The organism is Blautia sp. CAG:237, assembly GCF_000436615.1.
GTDB lineage: Bacteria > Bacillota > Clostridia > Lachnospirales > Lachnospiraceae > Blautia_A > Blautia_A intestinihominis.
Window position 1 is genome coordinate 71,767 of the sequence record NZ_FR886711.1, and the last position, 1,418, is coordinate 73,184.

At 53.1% G+C, this 1,418-nt stretch carries 1 protein-coding gene and 1 pseudogene; one reads left to right on the forward strand and one right to left on the reverse strand.

The features are described 5' to 3' along the window. Nucleotides 1-620 (forward strand): annotated as a pseudogene (locus QZL69_RS04365) (3D domain-containing protein); the annotation flags it as partial. Nucleotides 621-709: 89 nt separating this feature from the next. Here QZL69_RS04365 and pduB read toward each other — a convergent pair. Further along, nucleotides 710-1,417, reverse strand: a complete 708-nt coding sequence (pduB, locus tag QZL69_RS04370; RefSeq protein WP_291518263.1) for a microcompartment protein PduB — start codon at nucleotides 1,415-1,417, stop codon at nucleotides 710-712. Nucleotide 1,418 lies beyond the last annotated feature (1 nt).

The window sequence follows — 1,418 nt, forward strand, 5'->3', positions numbered from 1 at the left end:
CAGCAGCCGAGGCAGCGGCAGCAGAAGCTGCAAATGAGGAGGATTCTTCTGATTACAGCGAGGATGCATCCAGTGACGAGGATTACTCTGAGGACGAGTCCTATGATGAGAGTGATGATTCCTACACAGAGGATAGTTCTTCTGACAGCTCCGATGATTATTCTGAGGATGATAATGCAGGAACTATCGATGATGACAGCCAGTATACAGATGAAACAGAGGATACTTCCAGTGATGATTCTTATACAGATGATTCCAGCGAGGATACAAGCTCTGACAGTTCTTCTGACAGCAGCGATACATCTTCCAGCGACAGCAGTTCTTCTTCTGACTCCAGTCAGGGAACTTACCTTGGAAACTTCAAGCTGACTGCTTACTGTAACTGTGCGATCTGCTGCGGAACAGCAGGAAACGCAACAGCCAGCGGAACCATGCCGGTAGCAGGACGTACCGTAGCCATGGCAGGCGTACCGTTCGGAACCAAACTTCTCATCAACGGCAACGTTTACACCGTAGAAGACCTTGGAACTCCATACGGACACGTAGATATCTACTGCAGCAGCCACAGCGAGGCACTGAGCTTCGGACTGCAGTATGCAGATGTTTACCAGCTTAACTAAATTCAATTATTAATGAATATAATAAAAAGCCTGTACCCCAGGACCACTTGTCGGTTGGATGAGTGGTGTGGGGCGCGGGCTTTTTTGATTTACAGGTACGGTGTACCGGGGATTTCGGGGTAGCTGCCCATGCCGATGAGGAGTTCGAGGCCGACCTGGCGGGCTTCGAGGACGGCGGCTTTGACAGCACTGGCATCGCCGGAGATACCGAGGATGACCTCATTGGAGTGGCTGGTGCCGATGCTTGGGGTCATGTAGCAGGCGATGTTGACGGCGGAAGCTTTCATTGCGGCGTCAGCCATGACGAGGCCGATCGCAGCAGGGGATCCTGCCATGAAGCCGAAAGCCTGTCCCGGTACAGCGTGGAAAGCTTTTTGCAGGGCTGCGCCTGCGCTGGCGGAAAATGTAAATTCAAGATGTCCGGAGTCGCTGATGTACAGCTCTCCGGCATTTTTTTTCGTGAGTTCAAGTGCGAGTTCGATCGCGTGGCGTACATCGGAAACATCGTTACCGCCGATCACGATGTAGTTGCCATGGCCGCCCCAGCCCTTGGTGTCTCTTGGAAATTCGATGGAGAGGACTTCGGTGTTGGTGGCTTTGACTGCGTCGTCTATTGCGGTGATCTGACCGGCGGCTCCGGTCCGGGAGCTGAAGAGACCGAGGGTGTGGTATTTGGTGCTGATGTTCATGGTGGATAGTAAGGTGTCATCTATGCCGGAGATGACGAGGCCGATGGTGTCGAGGACGGTGGTGCCGACGAATTCGGTGCGGGTGCAGTGGGTGCTGATGTTGTGTATA